The sequence below is a fragment of the Lysinibacillus sp. FN11 genome (genome assembly GCF_024628845.1).
Lineage (GTDB): Bacteria > Bacillota > Bacilli > Bacillales_A > Planococcaceae > Lysinibacillus > Lysinibacillus capsici.
Window position 1 is genome coordinate 2,059,907 of the sequence record NZ_CP102383.1, and the last position, 17,297, is coordinate 2,077,203.

26 protein-coding genes are annotated in these 17,297 nt (G+C 38.3%); all 26 read right to left on the reverse strand.

Annotated features, from left to right (window positions below; translation table 11 throughout):
• Window positions 1-23 precede the first annotated feature (23 nt).
• From NP781_RS10980 to NP781_RS11105, 26 genes are read right to left on the reverse strand one after another with little or no spacing between them, the layout of a single operon-like run.
• Window positions 24-179: an XkdX family protein gene (locus NP781_RS10980; RefSeq protein WP_257522528.1), complete on the reverse strand. Its 156-nt coding sequence runs from the start codon at window positions 177-179 to the stop codon at window positions 24-26.
• Window positions 179-394: an XkdW family protein gene (locus NP781_RS10985; protein WP_257522262.1), complete on the reverse strand. Its 216-nt coding sequence runs from the start codon at window positions 392-394 to the stop codon at window positions 179-181. Before NP781_RS10985 ends, NP781_RS10980 begins: the two co-directional genes overlap by 1 nt.
• Window positions 394-2,820 (reverse strand): Ig-like domain-containing protein, encoded by a 2,427-nt coding sequence (locus NP781_RS10990; protein WP_257522263.1) that lies wholly within the window; start codon window positions 2,818-2,820, stop codon window positions 394-396. The genes NP781_RS10985 and NP781_RS10990 overlap by 1 nt, the downstream gene beginning before the upstream one ends.
• A 2-nt stretch (window positions 2,821-2,822) precedes the next feature.
• Window positions 2,823-3,422 (reverse strand): hypothetical protein, encoded by a 600-nt coding sequence (locus NP781_RS10995; RefSeq protein WP_257522264.1) that lies wholly within the window; start codon window positions 3,420-3,422, stop codon window positions 2,823-2,825.
• The gene (locus NP781_RS11000; RefSeq protein WP_257522265.1) at window positions 3,415-3,723 is read right to left on the reverse strand and encodes a hypothetical protein; all 309 of its coding nucleotides are present in this window, start codon (window positions 3,721-3,723) and stop codon (window positions 3,415-3,417) included. Before NP781_RS11000 ends, NP781_RS10995 begins: the two co-directional genes overlap by 8 nt.
• Complete coding sequence (locus tag NP781_RS11005; protein WP_257522266.1) at window positions 3,720-4,388, reverse strand: DUF2612 domain-containing protein; 669 nt, start codon at window positions 4,386-4,388, stop codon at window positions 3,720-3,722. Before NP781_RS11005 ends, NP781_RS11000 begins: the two co-directional genes overlap by 4 nt.
• Window positions 4,381-5,559, reverse strand: a complete 1,179-nt coding sequence (locus tag NP781_RS11010) for a baseplate J/gp47 family protein (RefSeq protein ID WP_257522267.1) — start codon at window positions 5,557-5,559, stop codon at window positions 4,381-4,383. Before NP781_RS11010 ends, NP781_RS11005 begins: the two co-directional genes overlap by 8 nt.
• Complete coding sequence (locus tag NP781_RS11015; protein WP_257522268.1) at window positions 5,537-5,893, reverse strand: contractile injection system sheath initiator; 357 nt, start codon at window positions 5,891-5,893, stop codon at window positions 5,537-5,539. Before NP781_RS11015 ends, NP781_RS11010 begins: the two co-directional genes overlap by 23 nt.
• Window positions 5,894-5,902: 9 nt before the next feature.
• Entirely contained in the window at window positions 5,903-6,217 is a 315-nt protein-coding gene (locus tag NP781_RS11020; protein ID WP_257522269.1) for a PAAR domain-containing protein, read from the reverse strand.
• 17 nt (window positions 6,218-6,234) lie between these two features.
• Entirely contained in the window at window positions 6,235-6,732 is a 498-nt protein-coding gene (locus tag NP781_RS11025; RefSeq protein ID WP_257522270.1) for a Gp138 family membrane-puncturing spike protein, read from the reverse strand.
• Window positions 6,729-7,565 carry a phage protein gene (locus tag NP781_RS11030; RefSeq protein WP_257522271.1) on the reverse strand — a complete coding sequence of 279 codons (837 nt, stop codon included), beginning with the start codon at window positions 7,563-7,565 and terminating at the stop codon, window positions 6,729-6,731. Before NP781_RS11030 ends, NP781_RS11025 begins: the two co-directional genes overlap by 4 nt.
• A complete protein-coding gene (locus tag NP781_RS11035; RefSeq protein WP_257522272.1) occupies window positions 7,558-7,875 on the reverse strand; it encodes a phage baseplate plug family protein in 318 nt (105 codons plus the stop codon). The genes NP781_RS11030 and NP781_RS11035 overlap by 8 nt, the downstream gene beginning before the upstream one ends.
• On the reverse strand, window positions 7,872-8,396 hold the full coding sequence (locus NP781_RS11040; protein ID WP_257522273.1) for a phage baseplate protein: 525 nt from the start codon (window positions 8,394-8,396) through the stop codon (window positions 7,872-7,874). Before NP781_RS11040 ends, NP781_RS11035 begins: the two co-directional genes overlap by 4 nt.
• An 11-nt stretch (window positions 8,397-8,407) precedes the next feature.
• On the reverse strand, window positions 8,408-10,546 hold the full coding sequence (locus tag NP781_RS11045; protein WP_257522274.1) for a phage tail tape measure protein: 2,139 nt from the start codon (window positions 10,544-10,546) through the stop codon (window positions 8,408-8,410).
• A 4-nt stretch (window positions 10,547-10,550) separates the two neighbouring features.
• Window positions 10,551-10,784 carry a hypothetical protein gene (locus tag NP781_RS11050; protein ID WP_257522275.1) on the reverse strand — a complete coding sequence of 78 codons (234 nt, stop codon included), beginning with the start codon at window positions 10,782-10,784 and terminating at the stop codon, window positions 10,551-10,553.
• A 13-nt stretch (window positions 10,785-10,797) separates the two neighbouring features.
• Window positions 10,798-11,067: a hypothetical protein gene (locus tag NP781_RS11055; protein ID WP_257522276.1), complete on the reverse strand. Its 270-nt coding sequence runs from the start codon at window positions 11,065-11,067 to the stop codon at window positions 10,798-10,800.
• A 29-nt stretch (window positions 11,068-11,096) separates the two neighbouring features.
• The gene (locus NP781_RS11060) at window positions 11,097-11,486 is read right to left on the reverse strand and encodes a DUF3277 family protein (RefSeq protein ID WP_257522277.1); all 390 of its coding nucleotides are present in this window, start codon (window positions 11,484-11,486) and stop codon (window positions 11,097-11,099) included.
• Between the two features lie 13 nt (window positions 11,487-11,499).
• Window positions 11,500-12,525, reverse strand: coding sequence for a DUF3383 domain-containing protein (locus tag NP781_RS11065; protein WP_257522278.1), 1,026 nt, complete (start codon window positions 12,523-12,525; stop codon window positions 11,500-11,502).
• A gap of 4 nt (window positions 12,526-12,529) precedes the next feature.
• Window positions 12,530-13,015 carry a phage neck terminator protein gene (locus tag NP781_RS11070; RefSeq protein ID WP_257522279.1) on the reverse strand — a complete coding sequence of 162 codons (486 nt, stop codon included), beginning with the start codon at window positions 13,013-13,015 and terminating at the stop codon, window positions 12,530-12,532.
• Window positions 13,012-13,353 (reverse strand): hypothetical protein, encoded by a 342-nt coding sequence (locus tag NP781_RS11075; RefSeq protein ID WP_257522280.1) that lies wholly within the window; start codon window positions 13,351-13,353, stop codon window positions 13,012-13,014. The genes NP781_RS11070 and NP781_RS11075 overlap by 4 nt, the downstream gene beginning before the upstream one ends.
• Window positions 13,353-13,814: a phage virion morphogenesis protein gene (locus NP781_RS11080; RefSeq protein WP_257522281.1), complete on the reverse strand. Its 462-nt coding sequence runs from the start codon at window positions 13,812-13,814 to the stop codon at window positions 13,353-13,355. Before NP781_RS11080 ends, NP781_RS11075 begins: the two co-directional genes overlap by 1 nt.
• Window positions 13,815-14,189 carry a DUF4054 domain-containing protein gene (locus tag NP781_RS11085; RefSeq protein WP_257522282.1) on the reverse strand — a complete coding sequence of 125 codons (375 nt, stop codon included), beginning with the start codon at window positions 14,187-14,189 and terminating at the stop codon, window positions 13,815-13,817. It lies immediately after the preceding gene.
• Between the two features lie 21 nt (window positions 14,190-14,210).
• Window positions 14,211-14,531, reverse strand: coding sequence for a hypothetical protein (locus NP781_RS11090; protein ID WP_257522283.1), 321 nt, complete (start codon window positions 14,529-14,531; stop codon window positions 14,211-14,213).
• A complete protein-coding gene (locus NP781_RS11095) occupies window positions 14,531-15,430 on the reverse strand; it encodes a DUF2184 domain-containing protein (protein ID WP_257522284.1) in 900 nt (299 codons plus the stop codon). Before NP781_RS11095 ends, NP781_RS11090 begins: the two co-directional genes overlap by 1 nt.
• A 16-nt stretch (window positions 15,431-15,446) precedes the next feature.
• Complete coding sequence (locus tag NP781_RS11100) at window positions 15,447-15,893, reverse strand: structural cement protein Gp24 (RefSeq protein ID WP_257522285.1); 447 nt, start codon at window positions 15,891-15,893, stop codon at window positions 15,447-15,449.
• Between the two features lie 26 nt (window positions 15,894-15,919).
• The gene (locus tag NP781_RS11105; RefSeq protein WP_257522286.1) at window positions 15,920-17,041 is read right to left on the reverse strand and encodes a DUF2213 domain-containing protein; all 1,122 of its coding nucleotides are present in this window, start codon (window positions 17,039-17,041) and stop codon (window positions 15,920-15,922) included.
• Window positions 17,042-17,297: the final 256 nt, after the last annotated feature.

Consider the following 17,297-nt stretch of genomic DNA (forward strand, 5'->3'; position numbering starts at 1 on the left):
CTATGAAGGCATAAAAAATAACGCTAAGCTTCTGCTTGCGTCTCAAAATCTTTTTTTGTTATAGCTTTATATTGTTCAGGTGTAATCTCACCAAATGGATTGGCCTCCGTTTTTACTGCAATTTTTAATTGTTCAGCAGTCACCCACTTGAACATAAAAGCAATTTGCCAAAACTCCATCATTCTCCACCACCTTTCATTGAAATTACATCTAATTTCAGTTGTGTTAGCTGCGAGCCTAAGTTATTAATCAAGAGGTCTTTTTGTATATTCTTCATTTTTTCTTGTGCCAATTGTTCACCTAAAGACATTACTTGGTCTTCTGTAGTAGGTATTGACCCCACTTTTTCAAGCGGACCCCATGAGCCATCAGGTAATCTTCTACGTCTTTGCATTATTCAACCACCCCCATAATTAAATAAATTTTATTGTCAATATTTATGTTGGGTCTAGTTGTGGTTAATTTAAGGATGATATTGTCCTTTGGTTCTACAGTTTCATGGTAATATTCATCTTCCACAATCCCATCAGTAACAGGTACTATCTTGTCTGGGTCTGCTTCAAGTAATACATATTGCTCCTGCTCGCCAACCAATGTCATTGATAATTCAACTTTTAAATCCAATTCCTCGTCACGTTGAACCCATATTAAAACGCCTCTTGCTGAACCTTTTGGAGGAGAAATTTTATACCTCGCTACAGATTGCAAAATAGGCGTTTTCAATTCATTTTTATTGAGTTTTATCGTTTTACTTGTCTTAGCATCGTAATTGTCGATTACTTCAATAATTATTGTATTTTCATTGACTACGAGTTGGGCAAGAGAAACCTCAAATTCCCAAGCGCCACCTGCTCCGTTGTAAACTTCAACTGGATTAGCCCCATTAATTCTATAGTTAACTTTAATGTTCGAATTAGCGTCCTGATCCGATGCAGTACCACTGATTTTAAATTTATCAGTATTAATAATTCCACTTGGCACAACAGCGTCTACTGATAAAAGTGGAGCTCGGTTAGGAACGACATAAAATGTTCGCTCTATCGTTGCAGATTGTGCTCCCTCATTATCTACCGCCCAAACCTTCAAGGTATGTGGTACACCTTCTGCTAATGTATCTGTTAATACTACCTCGCCATCAAACAGCTTTCCACCTTTAAAGATTAGTTGTTTGGATAAAGCAATTTGAGTTTTACTTAGATTTGTTGCTAAGACTTTCCTTTGCTCACTATTGATTTGGTAATACACTGTTACTGACTGATCGGCATCGTCATCATAAGCAGTACCTGCGATAGTAAAAGTATCATTTTCATACAAAGTAGTGTTTTCGCCAGGACCAGTTAATGTAACAGTTGGTACTACATTATGCTCAATTTCAAACGTTTCAGAATATACGTAATCCGAATACACATTACCTGTATCTTTAGCACGTACTCTTAATTCAAGCGTTTTTAGTGCCTTATCGGTAGTGATTCTCAAACTACGAGTTAATGTGTTGTTATATGGTAATGGCGTCCATGCACCTGTAATGTTGTATCTGTAATCTACTTCGTAAAGTGATAGATTAGAAGCATTTGAAGCTCCAAAAGTAATAGTAGCAACCTCATTCGGCTTAAACTTTTTACCTGTTGTTGGTGATGTGAATGGTTTTGGTGGAGCGATAGATTGATTTACACGGCTCCCTCTCACATACCAATAATTATCAGTATTTCTAACATTATCGACATATGCTGCATAACCCGCTTGAATGGTTTCTTTATAACTCCCCTTAATATGGCCATCACTTTGTTGTGTAATAACAGATCCATAAAAAGTAAAATTGTTTGGCGAGGAAGGGCTAGATAAAATACGATAAAAGGCATGCCCTGGATAAGAACTATATTGTCCAAAATCATAAGCAGGACTAATATGATTGCTTGAATCAAGTCCTGCTGTTATACGACTCCCATTCGGAACAACGCTCCCTGTTTGTGAATCGAAATTAAAAGACGTATATCCGTTCAATAAGATAGCAGTAATACCATTTCTTGAATAAAGTTCTTTCCAACTGAGTACATATATAAATCTTTCTATAGCAGTGTAACGTTGCCACCAATACTGCGGTGGTATTACAGTATATAAACTACTGTCACGATATGCACTCTCTAACCCTGTCGTATCGACAGCTTTAACACGCATCTTAAGACTTGTCGCTGTTGGAATAGTGTATGTTAGACTGTTTACTGTTGTTTCCCCAACCTTGGAGAATGCCCCACCATTTACAGATGCTTCCCAAATGTATTTGGATAAATTACCTTCTGCATCAGAAGATGAACCCACAGCAAATACCTTCGAATCCCCGATTTCGAGATTTCCTGATGGTTGTGTAAATGCTCCTGGCATTGTTGGCGCTGTGTTAACTACTGCCCCCTTGACATACCAATAACCGTCCATATGACGTCCGTTGGATGGATATGTGCCATCCTCTGCAGCAATGTTGGATTGTACGAGTGAGCCTTTTGAATAGTCTGTGCGTACTAGTTTTTGTGTGACCGTTGCCATTTTGAACATAATAGGCAATCCAGCGACTTGTATATAGTTTTGTATTAATTGCTGATTGGTATTTCCACTTAAAGTAAAAACTGGTGATGGGCCTCCGTTGTAACTGTTGGCCGTTAATTGTGCGCCCGTTAGCGTAAATTTACCTGTGTTTTTATCAAAACTAAAGCTCTCATAACCTGTTTTTACGTACTCGAAAGTATTTAATTCACTACCCCACGTATACGTATGTTCATAGATAGGCGTTTCAATAACTGTAAACTTATCATAATAATACTGCGGCATTTTTATACCACCTCCACTAGTTCGACATTAAATGTCCGCCAATCGCCTACGCCCATTTCAGCATTCACAGTGTCAATTTCTACATTACTACGAGCCACTTTAGCACCCTTTTTGTACGCATTTTTTAGGGCTCGTACCGTAATTGTACTTGTACCAATTGCTGTAACCAAAACGTCCTCTTTCGTCACATCATCAAAAATAGTGACCTGTGTAAAAGCTGTAAATCCTTCTACACTGGCCACTTTTAAAGTTGTTGTACCAATTGCCACTGCCTCAATAATGTCTGTTAAGGCTTTGTCCAAACTAATTTTATTTGAACTGCCATCTAACACATCTGCAAAAGTTCCACTGTTGCCAGGCACACGACCATCAAGTTCTAACTGAACGCGCATACGCTCCATCTGACGATACATTTCAATTAAAAAACGATAGGCATTATAAATTCCCCACTCAAAATTGTTAGCATACTCAGACATGAATGGTGTTCCATCCTCAATAACTTCACTAGTTACTGGGTCAGTAACATCATCATGCCATTGGGTGCGGTCATATGGATTCTTCTTAAAATTTAATGGTATTTCACCATTCATAAGATTACGCATTTTCTTTCACTTCCTTTGTTTCAATTTGTAGTGGAAATGCAATTACATACCCTTGAACGCCTTTTTGGTAGTTCATGGTTTTCACATACAACTCACGACCGTAGCTGTCTACCAATGCAGCACGAGTTACTAAGCCTTGTTCCATCGATAATTTTACATACTTTCTCAACCCATACTTATTACTTGTATGATAGATTTCTTTATCATGAACAACACCATCAATAGTTACTTTTGCGCCTGCAACCATATCACTTAAATATTTTTGCACTAACTCAATCATTATTGGCTGTATCTCATTCATTGACTTGTACCCCCTGCTCTAAATCGACCACAAATACGGCTATTTGTTTTAAAGCCGTAAATACCATCAATAACATTAATAATTTCTTTTCCTAACGCTCCATGCGTTGGTGCTGTTTTAAAACGGCTACAAATTTTATAATTTATCTGCCATGCATATGTGCCGGCATGTAATAAAATAAATTCGTTCAATTCATTTAAAAGAATGTAAATGCCTACCCCTGCTGTTTTAATACGCTTCACTAATGTATCCGGAATTGTTTTAGCTGTAGCACGAATGTTGAGTAATAGAGTAGCTGGCTCAAATTCTTTCCAACCTTCCTCAAAGCCAATGAAATCATTGCCCATATATGCGTCCATAATCTGGTTCATAGTGTCTATATCGCCCTCTGATAGATTGAGAATGCATTGAATTTTAATCATCTTGCGATATTCTTCATCATCCCAACCCCCACGAGAAATTCCCTCATCTTTTCCTAGACGATCTAATCCATATCCCTCTGCCTGATCTACATCCCAATATTTCAAAATAGTTTGCTGTATAGCTAAATTTTCAACACCATTTTCTGCAATAATGGAAAGTAATTTATAGTTATTACTATCTTTTGCTCGAGTAAAATGTCGTGGCATACGGTCCAATAAAGTTTGTAATCGTTGATTAGACAAGGTTCAACACCTCGATTTTGGATTCATCAGTTTCTGCGACTTCAGGAAATGCAATGGATACGTTTTGCGGTTCAAAAGTAATACCATCTGTTGAAAACTCTACACGAACATCCTCAACTCCATCTATAGATAACACACGGGCCTCGGCTTTTGTACAAACGACATCTTTACTCATACCTACCCCATGGTGCAGCACACCATCGTATGTACCACCAATGTATTTGACTACTTGACCAATGACCCATTCATCACCGTTTAGCGGGAATTGATTACCCTTTTTGATATATACCTTTACGTAAACACTGACTGTTGTAGCCCGTGTAAAACCGATTTCATGCACGATTCCACGATTATCTGTAAATGTATATACAGTAGAGCCATAGGCACGAATACCACCGCCCTTTTTTCGGAATATAGCCATTGCTACTTCTTCATCTAAACCTCCAAGTACAACCGTTTCAATACTGTGTGGTGGGCGTCCTTCTGCATCTTCAACATTCGTGTCATTTTCAATTGTAATAGCCGCTCGTACCCCTTCCACTTCATCAAGCACATTAGCTTCGATGGATTCTACACGCCGAGCACCGACTTTTCCAAGCGATGCATAGTAACGATCCTGCAATTCCGCGTCTGTTTCTTCATCTTGGCCATTAAAAAAAGCATCTGGATTCGTTACCGAATTGATGCCGCTTTGTGGGTTCACAATTATACTTATATCCCCTGATTCTACATTGCCTATAGCTCCATATTCAAGCGACTCAACGTTCACACGGTAGTTGCCATCTTCCACTGCGTCTATAGCCTCTAATGCTTTAAAATACACATTGTATTTTGTACGAAACAAATCACCAGTGTTAATTTTTGCTCCTTTGTCTAAATTGACGATTACCTCTCCAGAAGCTTTTATCCACCTTTTACGAGTAATTAATGCACGTTTAACGTTAGCTTCTAGTGTTGCTCCTTCAGAAGTATCAACAAAACGAGCATTATATACCATTTCAAGTTGCTCATTATCTTCTGCCCTTTGTTGGGCCTGCAAGTGAATCATTTTACCAACAGGTGTGCGATCTGATAAATCAGCATCATCACCATATAGGTCTCGTGCTTGTTCTTCAATTACTGGCAAATAATCAGCCGTTCTTTGCCGTTTAAATCCCGACTTGGTTAACAATAGCCTCCCCTCCAATCTCTCTTCCTTCTACAGTTCTTACCCTGAAATTTATTGTAAGATGTCGTCTAATACGATTAAACTCATAATCAACACTTAAAACCTCAGCAACGCTCGGTTCTTGGTATAAGCAATCATGCATGGCTTGTACTACTTGCTTTTTATTGGGTATTTTTTGTTCAATGACTATGCGTCTAAAACCGTGATTATCATTGAACATCCATTCCCCAACCACTGTGCGTAACAAATGCTTCAAATTCTGTATGAGCTGCTCATCACCATGTACAAGCTCATTAAACACCCAATCGCCATCATCATTATACTTAAACGTGTGCATAGAATCCCCCTACCCGGCAAAAACATCTGGACTTGATTCAACTATTTTTCCACTTCCGCCCGGATAAATCACCACATCACCCAAACGTGCAATTTTTTTACCATTTACAAGGACTGTTTCACTACTCGCAACAACCCAGCCTATACCACAGTGTGGGCAATTGTGATGAACTAAATCACCGTCTCTAGCTTGTTGTAGGCTGTTTGTAAATGTATCGGGGCTTCCCTCTACAATTGGTCCACTAACACCATGAGGACAACAAGGTGCCCCGTGACTACATATTCCCTCATGTCTATCTGTAACCCTTGCTACAGGTCTTTCCATTTTGCTCCCTCCTGTTTTTATGGATTTAAATGAATCGTCGGTGCTTTTGCAATAATCGTATTTTCTGATTCTATATAAATTGCTCCATCAGGCTGAATTCTAATTTTATTTTCAAAAACTTTATCCGAAATAAGTAAATCATCAGGATGGGCATTTTCTAGCGGCTTGGTGAAGAAATTAACTCCACCCACGATCAGGGCATCATTTGCACTAAAAGATCGACTAGCTGCCTCGCCACCTCCAAACATGAGAGGGTCAATATCAGCTTGTGAACAAACAACTAATACAATATCACCTTTTTTGAATGGCACCTGAATGACAAATTGTTCTGTTTGCCAAAAACTAAACGGTACATCTAAAATAGGAGTTGCTTCCGGATCATTTAATGGTAGGACATCAGCTTTATACAAATTCATGTCTACTTCAAGCACTTCACATATTAAGCATGTATTCATATTCATTAAATTTTCTTCAATTGATTCACTTACAAACTGTGTCATAGATGTTTTCGTCATACTGGCACAACCTCACATTCTGTATAATATTCTTGGCCGGATGTATCGCCCTTATGTTCACCTTTAGATACACGGAAAAGCCCATTAACTTTTCTTGAGGTTAGTTTGATAATGACATCTGTTGTGATTTTATGATTTAACAAAACCTTAATTTTGTAGCCTTTAAGCTTTTTCTTAGGGTTCTTAGTTTTGGACTTTTTCTCGTCCTTTACTTCCTCTTCGATTTCCTCTGGTTCATTTATAAGACCAGTTTCTTTTGATATATCTAGTCCTAATTTGTCCCCTTTGGCTCGATCACGTACATACATACGTCCTTTATTGATATGCAGTTTTGCTTTGCAGTCTTTTGCAATCTCTGATACTAAAAATTTAATTTTGCCATTCAGGGCTTTCCCTGAACGATATATAAAATCTACTGGCAAATCAATATCACCGATTGCAAGGCCTGCATCACGTGCTAATTCTCTTAAAATAAGAGAGGCATGCGTATTACGGCCATAGGTTCGTTTGATGACCGTTTTTGTATAGTCCATAGTGCAATCAATGCACTTAAAAGTAGTGATTTTGTCTAGCCCTTCCCACTTTGTTTCTTTTTTCTTGAGTGTACCCGCAAAAATAACGCCATTGTCATCTACATAGCCAGCACTTAAAATAGCTGCTTTATTAGTAGCAATGGCATTTATAGTGCTGTCTTTTAGGTTATACACACTAATATCAATCGTATCTACTTTTTCATTGTCACCAAATGGTACACTAAATTTTATAGTTAACGGATCTGTAATTTCTCGATCACTAATTAAAAATGTAGTTTTACGCATGTATAAATTACTCATCTGAATCACCTACATATAAAAAGACCGTTTCATTCATATTCTCGTATGTAATACGAGTGGCAGAATTAGCACGGTCTTTAGGAATTATTTGTACTTTAGGTAAGTCAATATTTACACGATTTTCGAATAGAGGGCGATTGATGATAAGTTTTTCTCCAATAACAAGAACTCCTCCATCTTTAAATAAGTCTACAGTGAAAAAATCATATGTCTGATTGTAGTTAACCTCTATTTCAAACACTTCCCCTGCAAGCTCTATCTCAAAAGAATAGGGAATTTCATCTTTATCAATTTCAATGTATTCATTCAATTTTTACGCCCCTCCAACCCAGCTTGACCACCACCAGATGAACTCTTAGGAGGTGTCGTGTATTTTGATTTATTTGTTTTTGATGCGGAAGTAGGTGTCTTTTTCGTCTGTTGACGACCTTTTTTGGAAACCGGTTTTGTTTGTTTTTTAACAGGAATAGAAACACTAACAAATTTAGCAACCTTAGCTACTTTTATTTGTTTGAGCGTCATTGTAAAAGCATATCCATCTTTAATTTTTGCTTCATAATCATGTGAAAAGTCCGTTATGACAACATGCTTTAATGACGTCATGTAATCAAAATCGATGATTTCACCAGCTTCTCGATATTTCCGAAGCTTTAACACTTTTTCCTGTGTATCATCAAGGATAATCCCTGTTAATGAGATGGTGATAGGGTTACTTTTCACATGATCTGTAATCTGCTCACCATCTTCAAGCGCATGGTCAGTCGTTGTAGACGATTCTGGCATCGACACCTTAGTAATAACATCGATTAATACATCTTTTATATACGGCATCCCATCACCACCTACATAATTTGTAATTCCTCGCCCAACACTTCACTAATTACCTCACGGACTTTTTGAGCTATATCCAGTGGATTATCTCCTGTAATGTTGAAAACAAATTGATGACCTCCACCAGATGTTGGTAATTGTTGAGCTGTGCCCCCGCTACCCATATTAAGTTCAGGAGTGCCATCCGAATTTTGAGATAACATCCCTGCGCTTCTAAGAGCATTGGATTGTCGTGCTGTTAAAATAGATTCCCCTTCATGCAGCTCAGCAACGTATCCATCGTAGGGTACACGTTCAAGCCCTGTAGCGTGTGAGCCATTAAATAATCCTTTGAACACACCACCGCCAGCCAAACTACCTATTTTACTTCCTACAGTAGAAATCCATTTGGGTACTTTAAAATTGGATAAAGAATTTTTAAAACTGTTCCATTTTTGTCCAATTGACTCGAACCATCCTATGGCCGGTTGTACAAAGTCTGATACAGATTGTTTGATACCTGCAAATTTTTCTTTGGTTGTAGCCCATAGTTCGCCAGCTTTAAGTTTTACAGTATCCCAGTTTTGATACAGATAGACCCCAGCCCCAATTAACAAACCAATTGCTGTTACAACAAGTCCTATTGGATTTGCTCTCAAAGCAGCATTAAAGCCGTGCGTAGCAAATGTACTCGCAACTGTACTAGCTTTATATAAATCCAGTGCTGTTTTTACGAGAGTAATCCCTTTTAGTGTTGCAAAACCACCAGCAACACCAGCTATTGCGGCTATTACTAATTCTTTATTATCAACAGTCCATTGTAACCCGCTTTTAAAACCTTCATATGCAGGTTTAACATCATTGGTAATAATACCAGCAAAATCAGCAAATGCACTTTTGATGCTTGGTACAGCAGATTCAATGTCCGTCATGATGCTACCTAAAACATTTTGCATTTCTTCATTTTGAAAGGCTTCCACCATACCAATTTTTAAATCACGCCAAACTTTTGATGCACGTGTTCCAAAATTATTTTGTAATGCATCAGCTGCTTTTTGTGTAGCACCTCCAAATTCTGCTGTTGCAGTACTTGCTTCGGCCATCGAAAAAATAACTTTCTCTTGAAGATCTTCGAATTGTGTTCCGAACAAATCAGTAGCTAGCTGATTTCGTTCTGTCGTATCTTCGACATCCATAAGAGCTCCTACAATTTCTTGGAAAGCCTTATTCCCAACTTCGCCACCTTGACTGATTTTATCTACGTATTTTTCTGCATTGAACCCCATAGACTTGTAAGCTTCTACTGTCGCTTTGTCTAAAGCACCCATACGCAAATGGCTTTCTTTGATTGCATCGCCAACTTTATCCAAGTTCCATGCCCCAGCTTCTGTACCTGATTGCAGTACCGACAACATATTCTCATAAGACATACCCATGTCTTTAAATTGAGGCGCATATTCACGTAAGGTATCTAGTAATTCATCAGAAAAATTCAATCCATTTTGGAAACCATATGTGATACCATCTAATGCAGTTGTTGCATCCAACTCTTTAAAAGTTCTAGTTAGAACAGCAACGGTACGTGAAACTTCATTAAAATCTTGATTAAATGTCTCTGTAACCGTATAAACTCCTTTTGCTGTCCCTGTTAATTCTGTTGTTGTAAAATCTTTAAATTGTCCTCGCAATGTAGCAATATCCTCGGATGCTTGAGTTATATTTTCACTGAATCCTGCTCGAAATACATCTTTTACTACGCCCTCAAGATCTCTTAATCCAACTTTTGTTGAGCCAGTTTGTGCTTCTAACTGACTGAAAGCAGCATCCATTTCCATAGCTGTAGATACTAGAGATTTACTTAACTCAATCCCACCTAAAGCTCCCCCAACAGCCGTAATCTTACCAAGCACTCCTGTGAAAACACTATTACTCTCAGTTGCAACACTATTTAATTGCAACATTTCCGCATGTGTACTACTTACCTCATTTTCAAGTTGATGCGCTGCACTCGTTAATGAATGGAAACCACTTGTAGATGTGTCTATATTGTTACCCATACCATGAAAATGTCTTTGAACACTATCTACCAGACGATCAATTCGATTTAAGGCTGAGGTTGCTTGGTCACGCAAACTTATCGATACATACATATCCCTTAATGTATCACTCATTTAATCACACCTTTTTGCCGAACATAGCAGCAATTAATTTTTCTATACCTTGCCTTTGCTCCTGTTCACGCTTTCTACGCTCGTGTATTGCTGCTAGATGTTCTAAAATTTCATCTTGATCTAATAAATCGACATCCTCTGGCCGGTATGCAGGGAAGTATTCCGGGATTAAATATCGCCAAAACTGCTTATTCGCTTGTTCAATAAAAAATTGAGGAACATGATCTATGCTCCTCAATTGTAGTAATTGCTTATTTACCTTGGCGTTGAAATTTATAGGCTGCCATCGTTACTTCTTCTAGCTCTGCCCACGATTCAAAATCATCTAATCGCAATCCTGATGGTGCAACAACCACTTTGTCAAGCATTTCAGGCATTGCTACTGATAACAATAATTTTCCGCCTTTATCAGTAATCTTATCCTCTATTTTTGCCCAAACTGATGGCAATACTGTTTGAAATGTATATTGATTGTTACCCTCTAACGATGTGTATTCCTTAGTTTTTGGTTTAAATGCCATGATAAAATTCCTCCTATTTTTATAATCAATTAATCTTCTTTATAATGTGCTGCTAAAATAACAATTTCACGTGGTTCGGTTTCTTCTGCTCGTGAGAATGTTGGCCATTTTTGAATACGGCAATCTTCCCCTGTCACACGTGTATTCAATTCTGTATCATGCAGCATAACATCAAACGATTCACCACTTTTATAAAGCTGATGAAGTACAGGAATAGATGCTGATTCAGGTTTCAGTTTAAATGTAAATGTACCTGTCTCATTATTAGATTCATTCCATGATACATTACCATCCGCACCAACAGATTGTGTCCACTTGTCCTCGTTTGGCTCTGCTGAAATTGCGTCTCCATCACCAAAGCCGGTCAAAATATTGCCAGCTACGACAGCTTGTGTATTTTTAAAATTGTGTACACTCATTTAAAAAGCCTCCTTACAGTGTTAATACACCATTAATTTGTACTTTCTCCACCCCGCCTGCGATCACTAGACGGAAATTAATATCTGGTAAGATTCGTTGTGCGATTGTGTTCTTTGGAATATCTTTACGGCGTGGGAACGTAATTTGATAGTCTGGTTCGCCGTTGTCATCTTCTGCAATAATGCCTTGGCGATAAGCCGATTTGAATCGACTGTCCATTACAGCTACAATTTGTGCAATACCCGCGTCTGTATAAGGAATCTTCTTCACGCTAGCAAGCTTTTGGAATACATCCTCACGGAGTCTTGCACGTAAGAAATAATCTGCTTGAATAACATCCAAATATTCTCCACCAATTGCTTTACCACTTGCATTAATCAGCCATCCCATTTCATTTATACACGTCGTGGCATTGTTTGCGATCACTGTATTAATTTCTGCATTGGATAACTTAGCAGCACTAACACCATTGACTTGCTTATGACTGAAGACAAAAGAACCAATTACCTGTGGAGCACCATAAGCAATCAAACCCTCGGCGTGGTAAGCATGTTCATCATCGTGCACTGACACTAAAACATTTTCATATTTATTTTTCAATTCTTCTGTTAACGCAATATTTTTAGTCGTAACCCCATAAATTTTCTCTTGTGTTGAAACCCATTCACATAATGCCTTGATTTCTGCATCGCCGCTTTCTACTGATACAAGATAAAACCAATCGTTATTAGTTTTTACAAGTTCATTTAATGCGGCCGGTAATGCTGTAATATCATCGGCACCTGAAACATATGAGATCCCATAGCAAGCAAGCTCTCGTATTTTTGGCGACTGGCCAAACATACGTGTAGCTAATTTATACTCTTTTGTTGTTTCCGCAAAATCTTCCGCTACTTCGGAAATGTCTGTATAGATCTTGTACTTTAAATCTTTATTTGTTGCTAGAAGCAACGGTAATCCAAAACCTTTCTCTGCAACTGGCTTTGTCTCACGTGTAATATTGACCTCTACAAACCGTGATTTATCGGATGCAGCCATACAATCACTCTCTTTCTATTGTTATTTCATATTCAACTTTATCGAAGTAATCAATTTCATATTGATCTGTTTCGTTGTATCGAATAATCACATCGAATCCCCATTTTTCATCGTAGGCATCCACAAGAAAAGTTGTTCGGTTTCCCACTTCTGAAATACTAGCAACTGCTACCCCTAATCCATCCAAAAAGAAAGAACCTCGCCCTTCAAACCACTTTCGAAGCTGTGAAGCCACTTCAAAAGCGTTATCATGCGAAGTTCCGTACGTATTAAATGAAACCGTGAAATTGCGTTCTTGTGTCCGTTTTTCAATTAAAGAATCTGGCTGATCTACATGAGAAATATTTTCTCTTCCTTGTCCTTTTCGATCACCAATTATTTTATAAGTAACATAAGGTAATGTCGGTATATCTCCTGTCTGGTCGGCACGAATAATTTTTAAAAACCTATCAGTAGCTATCTCGTTGCGGATTAATTTCATTAAATTCATTTCTCACGCCACCTCAACAAATATATATTGACGTCAGTATATACGGAATAGTCTTTAAAAGCTTGAAGAGTATATTTTTGCCCATTGTACTCTACCTTTGTACCTTCTGGTATTTGATCTATGGTTAGTAGTTTCTTTTCTTTCACTGTGAATGTGCCGTTTTCCGTATACTTTAAATCGTCATTGCTGAGAGGCAAAATAATCCCTGTCATTTCCTTAGGTATTTCTTGCCCAGTAACCCATTCTCCGTCAACATAGTCACCTTCGCCTTGCATATGGGCAATAAATGGCACCCCTTGCGATTGAATGACTGAACCAAACAACATTTTTTCAGGCATTAACGTCTCACCACCTTGTATGTGATCCTTTGACGCAACCCTCCTGTATCAATCAAAGGGTTGCTAGACCCTTTCTTAGCGATTGTAGCAGTTGCGTTTGGGGGGCTATTTATATCCGTTAGTTTTTCCTGAACATCTGCTACCATCTTTGCCCCAAGTCGCTCACACAAAACACGAGCGTTTATACGACCACTTAAAACATGTTCCAATTGTTTTTTCATAAACTTGAACCATTCTCTATTCTTTTCATCGAATGTGGACCTCAAGAATGAACGTTCAGGAATCACGATATTACCTTTTTCTTTACGGATAGTGATACCAAATTCTTGTACACCTGCAATCATGACGTATTCAGCGCCATCACTTCCGAAAATGCCTACTTCAATTTCGTACTTTTTCAAATCCCTTAATGATTGGATGACACGTGGAATATTGTTATTACTGTTAATCTGGACTCCCATTTATATCACCGTCAAATTCAAGTGTTTTTTCGGTTCATTTGCTAGTTCTGCTAAATCTTCTAAAATTCTTTGGTATTCTTGACCGTATTTAGAAGCCAGTAGACCAATATTTTTATTTGGATCGCTGTATTGACGTTCTATAACATCTACTTTTTCGCGTATAACGGCTTGTTTTGGCTCTGTAGATAAAATAGCTAAGTGTGCAGCTAAATAGCGTGTAAGACGCTCGTAATGCGCCTCATTAATACCCAAAGAGGATACTTCAAGCGAAGCATCCTCAATACACATTTCTAACCTTGCATCAGATATAGCGTCAAATTCGTTACCTAGCAAGCGTACACGTTCGATCGTTGTTAAAGTTGTTAAAGCAGGCATGATCCATACCTCACTTTCATATTAATTCCCTTGAATTTCAGCAATTTGAGCATCAATAGCTGCTAGAACTGTTTTACGTTTCTCATCCTCTTTAAATTTCTCTAAAAATTCGATAGAAAACGTATCTTTTACAAGTTTAATTGCTTCATCTGCGTCTAAATCCTTGAGAGAAGCGGTATGTTGTCCTTCTGGCACCACAATTTCGCCGCTTTTAATCAAGCTTTTAATGATTGGATGCGAAATAAAAGCCAAATATTCAGCTTCTGGTAATGTATTTGCCCCCGGTATAACCTTTACATCATTTGCAATACGTGTGTAATCACCTTTGTTGTGTAATAGCATTAGATACCCTCCCCACGAACAATAGCCATTGGATAGCGAACAATGGCACCACCACAGCGTTCTTCAAGCGGAATCTTATAATTAGGGAACTTGTATTCCTGAGGATGGCGCGTAATATCCATCGATACAAGCATTTCAACAACATCAGGTGAAGAATCAAATACTAAGAAACAATCTGTTCCTCCTGTCCCTTGCTCATTAAGATCAGATGTATAATCAATACGCTTGAACCAATTTTGTGATTGGATGTACTGTAAACACGTTTGCATTGTGTGCTCATTGTAGACTTTTTCTAAATGCTCATATTGTTCTGCAGCTACGAAAAGCGTATCTGCTTCATGACCAGGTAACTTATTAACTAAGTTTTTCGCCTTTTTGATGTCCTCAACAATATCGACACCTTTTTTGTCCTTCCATTTTGTAGATGTACCTGCTTCATTGTTTGGCACTGCTAGCACTTGAATACCAGTGGCATTGACCACACCTAAAATATTATGGTCTTTGTCACCCACCCAAACGAGTTTATTTTCCTTTTCTGCAATGGCTTTACGTGCTGTATCAGCTTTTGTCACTTCAACGGGACGGCGCGCCATTTGTGCATTACGAATTTCTTGTACGGATATATTGAATGCTGTAGCAATGGAATAAATATTGACTGTATGACGTTTTAAATCAGCATCAACTAGTGGGATGTCTGTTGCTCCTGGCGCTAAAATTTTAGCCGCTCCTGACCGTGTCATGACATCATACGAATAAGTTTCAGCACCTGCAGGTACGTCTGTTTTGACATTTAAAATAGTGCGAGCCTTTAACTCTTCTTTTTTTGGCTCATAAATTTTCTTATCTACAGCCTCTAAATCTTGTGGGCGTAGTAGTGCATCTTCACGGAATTGTGACATAAATTATGTTCCTCCTTTAAGGTAAATTAATTTCAATTTGAACTAATGAATCAACTGTAGCATTTCCTCGGAATACAGCACGCGAGAAATCAATTCCACCACTTGCAACAAACTTGCCTGTTGCTACATCAACTTGTACAGCCATGCCATTTGTGACATCCCCTCCAGCAACAACAAAGATATTTCCTCGTTTAACCACCGGCACTGGTTGGCCAACTAAATATTTTTGGTCATCTGCATTCGTTGTGTAGTCATGGATGCCACGTGATAATGCAATACCAATAGGCTTCCCATCTACTTTCACTGGCACAACCCCTGTCCCATCTGCGCTAAGTTGTACAGAAGCACCAAATGGAATATTTTCTTTTGCTGGGTAGCTGTCTGCTGCATACTCTTGATAGTTTGCTAATTGTCCTGGACTGCCCGCTAGTGGCATGTACTGTCCGTATTTTATAATAGGCATGAAATAGCCCTCCTTTTAATTAGTAATTAAGAACGCATGTTTAAACGCTTTTCACGCATTGCATTTACATCAGTATTTTTTCTTGAATCACCAGTAATAATGGAATTAGCACCAGTAGACGAAAACCCTAGTGAAGAGACTTGCTCAATCGTTGCATCAAAAAAGGCGTTGATATAGTCATCTGACTTCCCATCGCCTTTAAAATCCTGTTTAGTTGATGCAATAACCGCTTCCTTAATTTCACGATCTGTTTTACCTGAGAAATCAAAAGAATCACCAAGAAGCGGCTTTGTCGCGCTTATTAGTTGCACACGTTCCTCCACTTTTTTATCAAGCTCATCTTCTGATACCTGCTTTGCCTTTTCATTAGCAAGTTCTTGCTGCGTTTTAAGTAATTTAACTTCTAAAGCATCAAAACGGCCTTGTAAAGCATCTAAGGCATCCGTCTTTTTATTTTTATTTTTCGGATCTGTTTCTTCCTCTTCTTCCTCATCCTCATCCTCTTTTGAAGCCACTAAGCTTTCAATGTGTGCCTTTACTGCGGGATCGATTTCGTATTCTTTCCCATTAATCTTGTACTTAACCAAAGTAGTTCCTCCTTTGTCATCATCTGAATCTATTTGCCATGCGTCTGAGTCGGAACGGATTGCCACTTCTGGACCCGCTCGTCCTTGATCTACAATAGCAATGTGATTAATTTCAATGTTTCGCTGTACATACTCATATGGTTGTCCATTATATGTGCCCGCTTCTGCCACAACATCACTCATAAATCCGATGCTGATTTCTCGTTTGCCATCATAAACCTTTTGAATAAGATCTTTATCAGTGATAGTCATAGAAACATAAAGTTTCAAATCCTCCACGTGGGCGTCTGTATGACTCATACCCTTAGCATAAGCCTGATAATTATCTAGAGTCACCGGTTCGTTCGGATGCTCATCTGTAATCGGTTTGGAGCGGGCTGAATGCATTGTGCGATCACTAAATATTTCATCAGGCAACTTCGCTTCCATTTGGATAGTACCATCCTGCCGTGCATAAGGAAAAACACCAGGACGAGTAATCGGCACACGTACCGTTAAATATCCTTCTGGTGTTTCTGCATAATCGTTTATTAAACTCCGGTCATAGCGTTGTAATTTCAATGTTTCACCTCCCCTCAAACGAATAATCATATATAAGATATCTTCTATCCTAAAAACCTGTTTTAATCGCAAAATACATCAATGTAAGAATAATTCCACATGAAAGCAATGTACTGAAAAAGTTATATTTACCATCTCTCGGTTTTCCATGTTGAGCTAATGTAATACCTAAAGACAATACATGTATAATAATTATTGATAGAAACCAACCATTCACAATAAATCACCTGCTTTCCACATAATAAAAAGCCGTATT

Coding starts and splice junctions, on each gene's coding strand:
- NP781_RS10990 (WP_257522263.1), bottom strand. CDS start 2,820: ATGCCGCAGTATTATTATGATAAGTTTACAGTTATTGAAACGCCTATC.
- NP781_RS11100 (WP_257522285.1), bottom strand. CDS start 15,893: ATGCCTATTATAAAATACGGACAGTACATGCCACTAGCGGGCAGTCCA.
- NP781_RS11080 (WP_257522281.1), bottom strand. CDS start 13,814: ATGGGAGTCCAGATTAACAGTAATAACAATATTCCACGTGTCATCCAA.
- NP781_RS10985 (WP_257522262.1), bottom strand. CDS start 394: ATGCAAAGACGTAGAAGATTACCTGATGGCTCATGGGGTCCGCTTGAA.
- NP781_RS11075 (WP_257522280.1), bottom strand. CDS start 13,353: ATGCCTGAAAAAATGTTGTTTGGTTCAGTCATTCAATCGCAAGGGGTG.
- NP781_RS11000 (WP_257522265.1), bottom strand. CDS start 3,723: ATGAATGAGATACAGCCAATAATGATTGAGTTAGTGCAAAAATATTTA.
- NP781_RS11055 (WP_257522276.1), bottom strand. CDS start 11,067: ATGGCATTTAAACCAAAAACTAAGGAATACACATCGTTAGAGGGTAAC.
- NP781_RS11015 (WP_257522268.1), bottom strand. CDS start 5,893: ATGCACACGTTTAAGTATAATGATGATGGCGATTGGGTGTTTAATGAG.
- NP781_RS11025 (WP_257522270.1), bottom strand. CDS start 6,732: ATGACGAAAACATCTATGACACAGTTTGTAAGTGAATCAATTGAAGAA.
- NP781_RS10995 (WP_257522264.1), bottom strand. CDS start 3,422: ATGCGTAATCTTATGAATGGTGAAATACCATTAAATTTTAAGAAGAAT.
- NP781_RS11020 (WP_257522269.1), bottom strand. CDS start 6,217: ATGGAAAGACCTGTAGCAAGGGTTACAGATAGACATGAGGGAATATGT.
- NP781_RS10980 (WP_257522528.1), bottom strand. CDS start 179: ATGGAGTTTTGGCAAATTGCTTTTATGTTCAAGTGGGTGACTGCTGAA.
- NP781_RS11090 (WP_257522283.1), bottom strand. CDS start 14,531: ATGCTATTACACAACAAAGGTGATTACACACGTATTGCAAATGATGTA.
- NP781_RS11030 (WP_257522271.1), bottom strand. CDS start 7,565: ATGAGTAATTTATACATGCGTAAAACTACATTTTTAATTAGTGATCGA.
- NP781_RS11095 (WP_257522284.1), bottom strand. CDS start 15,430: ATGTCACAATTCCGTGAAGATGCACTACTACGCCCACAAGATTTAGAG.
- NP781_RS11085 (WP_257522282.1), bottom strand. CDS start 14,189: ATGCCTGCTTTAACAACTTTAACAACGATCGAACGTGTACGCTTGCTA.
- NP781_RS11045 (WP_257522274.1), bottom strand. CDS start 10,546: ATGAGTGATACATTAAGGGATATGTATGTATCGATAAGTTTGCGTGAC.
- NP781_RS11070 (WP_257522279.1), bottom strand. CDS start 13,015: ATGAATTTAATGAAATTAATCCGCAACGAGATAGCTACTGATAGGTTT.
- NP781_RS11040 (WP_257522273.1), bottom strand. CDS start 8,396: ATGCCGTATATAAAAGATGTATTAATCGATGTTATTACTAAGGTGTCG.
- NP781_RS11065 (WP_257522278.1), bottom strand. CDS start 12,525: ATGGCTGCATCCGATAAATCACGGTTTGTAGAGGTCAATATTACACGT.
- NP781_RS11060 (WP_257522277.1), bottom strand. CDS start 11,486: ATGAGTGTACACAATTTTAAAAATACACAAGCTGTCGTAGCTGGCAAT.